Genomic DNA, 3,513 nt, shown 5'->3' with positions numbered 1-3,513 from the left:
CCGCGCCCTGGCCATGGGCGACCCCTTCGCCGCGCTGAACCGCGTGGCGCTGCGCGACGACGCCCCGGCGCTGGCCCTGCGCGGCATCGCCATGGCGCAGCTGGGCGACCTGGCTCGCGCCCGCGAACTGCTGCGCGCCGCCGCCCGGGCCTTCGGCCCGCGGGAGGCCGTGGCCCGCGCACGCTGCCAGGTGGCCGAGGCGGAAATCGCCTTCGCCGACCGCGAGCTGGGCTGGCCGGTGGCGCGCCTGGAGGCGGCATTGGCCACCCTGGAAGCCCATGGCGACCGCCTGAACGCGGCCCACGCGCGCCTGCTCGCGGCGCGCCGCCAGTTGCTGCTCGGCCAGCTCGATGCCGCCGGCGCGCAGCTGGAACGGCTGCCGCCCCAGGCCCTGGCGGCGCCCCTGCGGGCGATCCATCGGTTGACAGCGGCCGGCATCGCCCTGCGCCAGCTACGCGCAGGCGCCGCCCGGGCCGCCCTGCTCGAAGCCGCGGCCGCGGCCCGCGAAGCCGGCATCGCCGCGCTGCAGGCGGAGGTCGAGGCGGCGCAACGGCTGCTCGACGCCCCCGCCGCGCGCTGCATCGCCCGCGGCACGGAACGCCTGCTGCGGCTGGAGGAAGTCGAGCCGCTGCTGCAACGCCAGGCCCTGCTGGTGGATGCCTGCCGCTACCTGGTCGGCACGCCGCGGGCCAGGGTGCCGCTGGCCAGCCGGCCGGTGCTGTTCGCCCTCGCCCGCATCCTGGCCGAGGCCTGGCCGGCGGATGCCAGCCGCGCGCAGCTGATCGCCGGCGCCTTCCGCACCCGCCACTTCGACGACAGCCACCGCGCCCGCCTGCGGGTGGAGATCGGCCGGCTGCGCGCGGCCCTGGAGGGGCTGGCCGGCATCGCCGCCACCCGCGCGGGCTTCGTGCTCGACCCCCTGCAGGTGGACGAGGTGCTGGTCCTGGCGCGCCCGCTGGAAGACCGCCACGCCGCGGTGCTGGCCTGCCTCGCCGATGGCCGGGCCTGGTCCAGTTCGGCCCTGGCGCTGGCCCTGGGCAGCAGCCAGCGCCAGGTGCAGCGCGCGCTGGAAGCCCTGGCGGCGGACGCCCGGGTGCAGGCCTTCGGCCAGGGCCGGGCGCGGCGCTGGCTGAGCCCGCCGGTGGGTTTCGCGACCACCTTGTTACTCCCGGCCCCCGTCAATGGCTGACTAGGATGGCCCCAGGCACCACACGAAGGAGGACGCCACCATGAAAACCCGACCTGCGGAAATCCTGCGCGAATACGGCCCCTTCCCGGGCATCGACAAAGTCCACGGCCTGACCTGGGACGGCCAGCACGTCTGGTTCGCCTCCGGCGAGCGGCTCAACGCCCTGGCCCCGGACAGCGGCGCCATCGAGCGCACGATCGAGGTCCCCGCCTACGCCGGCACCGCCTTCGACGGCCGCTACCTGTACCAGATCGGCGAAGAACTCATCCGCAAACTCGACCCGCGCACCGGGGAAGTGCTCGCCACCCTCCCCGCCCCCGGCCACGGCGGCGACTCCGGGCTGGCCTGGGCCGAAGGCTCGCTGTGGGTGGGCCAGTACCAGGCGCGGCGCATCCAGCAGATCGACGCGCAGACCGGCGCGGTGCTGCGCACCCTGGAATCGGACCGCTTCGTCACCGGCGTCAGCTGGGTCGACGGCCAGCTCTGGCACGGCACCTGGGAGAACGACGAGAGCGAGCTGCGGCGCATCGACCCGCGCAGCGGCGAAGTCCTGGAGGCCCTGGCGCTGCCGGCCGGCACCGGCGTCTCCGGGCTGGAGGCCGACGGCGGCGACCGCTTCTACTGCGGCGGCGGCGCCAGCGGCAAGGTCCGCGCGGTGCGCCGGCCCAGGGGCTGAACGGCCCGCCGGGCCCCGCAGGCTCGGCGGCCCTAGTGGTCCGCCACCGCCACCCGCGCCTTGCCGGTGAACGGCGGGCGCGTCAGCCAGATCACGCTCATCAGCACCAGGAAGATCCAGCCCAGGGCGTGGAACAGCTCGTTGAAGCTGATCTGGTAGGCCTGCTGGGTGATCATCTGGTTCAGCAGGCTCGCCCCCAGGTGGGGGTCGCCCTGGCCCAGCAGCTCCAGGCTGTGGCGCGTGCCGCTGTCGAAGGCCGTGACGCTTTCGCTGAGCTGGGCGTGGTGCAGCACCGCGCGGCGGTCCCAGAGGAAGGTGGTGAGCGAGGCCGAGAAGCTGCCGCTCAGGGTCCGCAGGAAGGTCGACAGCCCGGAGCCGGCGGCGATCTCGTGGGGCTCCAGGTCCGACAGCAGGATCACCGTGGTGGGCATGAAGAACAGCGCCACGCCCACGCCCATCAGCGCCTGCATCAGGGCGACGTGGCGGAAGTCGATGTCCAGGGTGAAGCCGGCGCGCAAGAAACAGGTGGCGCCCATGGCGACGAAGGCCACCGAGGCCACCAGGCGCAGGTCGAAGTTGGCCGCGTAGCGCCCCACCAGCAGGCTCAGCAGCAGAGGCGCGATGCCCAGCGGCGCCGCCGCCAGGCCCGCCCAGGTGGCGGTGTAGCCGAGGTTGCGCTGCAGCCACTGCGGCAGCAGCAGGTTGATGGCGAAGTAGGCCGAGAACGACAGCACCAGGGCCAGGGTGCCGTAGCGGAAGTTGTGGTGGCGGAACAGCCGCAGGTCGACGATGGGCTCGCGGTCGGTCAGCTCCCAGATCAGGAAGGCCGCCAGGCTGATGGCCGCCACCACCGCGCAGCCGATGATGAACGGCGAGGCGAACCAGTCCTCGTCGTTGCCCTTGTCCAGCAGCACCTGCAGGGCGCCGACGCCCACCACCAGGGTCGCCAGGCCCACGTAGTCGATGCGGGTGCGCTGCAGGCGCTCGGGGCGGGCGCGCATCTGCCGGCTGATGACGAACACGGCGAAGGCGCCGATGGGCAGGTTGATGAAGAAGATCCACGGCCAGGAGTAGTTGTCGGTGATCCAGCCGCCGAGGATGGGCCCGGTGATGGGCGCCACCACCGCCACCATCGACAGCAGCGCCAGGGCGATGCCGCGCTTGTGCGGCGGGTAGATGCTGATCATCAGGCTCTGGGTGATCGGGTACATGGGCCCGGCCACGGCGCCCTGCAGGGCGCGGAACAGGATGAGCATGGGCAGGTCGCGGGCCACGCCGCAGAGGAACGATGTGACCACGAACAGCAGCGCGCAGCCGATGAACAGCGGCACCTCGCCCAGGCGCCGGGACAGGAAGCCGGTCAGCGGCAGGGAGATGGCCTGGCTGACGGCGAACGAGGTGATCACCCAGGTGCCCTGGTTGGCGCTCGCCCCCAGGTTGCCGGCGATGGTCGGCAGGGCCACGTTGGCGATGGTGGTGTCCAGCACCTGCATGAAGGTGGCCAGGGCCAGGCCGAGGGTGGCGAGGGCCAGGCTCGGCGGGCGGAATTCGGTGCTCATGGTGGGGGACCTGGCGTGGCGTCAGTGGGGCCGGCCGCGCGCTGGCGGCGGCTTCGGTGGATTCTGGAATCCGGGATCAATAGCTGTCA

General features: G+C 73.2%; 3 protein-coding genes. 2 read left to right on the top strand and 1 reads right to left on the bottom strand.

Annotation, left to right across the window (positions count from 1 at the left end; all coding sequences use genetic code 11):
• Together DK254_RS26775 and DK254_RS26770 are read left to right on the top strand one after the other, a co-directional pair.
• On the top strand, window positions 1-1,189 hold a 1,189-nt coding region (locus DK254_RS26775), incomplete at its 5' end, for a helix-turn-helix domain-containing protein (RefSeq protein WP_109937311.1).
• A 40-nt stretch (window positions 1,190-1,229) separates the two neighbouring features.
• A complete protein-coding gene (locus DK254_RS26770) occupies window positions 1,230-1,865 on the top strand; it encodes a glutamine cyclotransferase (RefSeq protein WP_109936257.1) in 636 nt (211 codons plus the stop codon).
• Between the two features lie 32 nt (window positions 1,866-1,897).
• Here the strand turns inward: DK254_RS26770 and DK254_RS26765 are convergent, their stop codons facing one another.
• Entirely contained in the window at window positions 1,898-3,424 is a 1,527-nt protein-coding gene (locus DK254_RS26765) for a DHA2 family efflux MFS transporter permease subunit (RefSeq protein ID WP_109936256.1), read from the bottom strand.
• Window positions 3,425-3,513 lie beyond the last annotated feature (89 nt).

Source organism: Pseudomonas sp. RW407 (genome assembly GCF_003176655.1).
Taxonomy (GTDB): Bacteria; Pseudomonadota; Gammaproteobacteria; order Pseudomonadales; family Pseudomonadaceae; genus Pseudomonas; species Pseudomonas delhiensis.
Note: the sequence above shows the minus strand (reverse complement) of the source record. Positions and strands in the feature narration are given on the sequence as shown.

Excerpts from the sequence above, each read along its gene's own strand:
- DK254_RS26765 (WP_109936256.1), bottom strand. The coding sequence starts at position 3,424 with ATGAGCACCGAATTCCGCCCGCCGAGCCTGGCCCTCGCCACCCTCGGC.
- DK254_RS26770 (WP_109936257.1), top strand. The coding sequence starts at position 1,230 with ATGAAAACCCGACCTGCGGAAATCCTGCGCGAATACGGCCCCTTCCCG.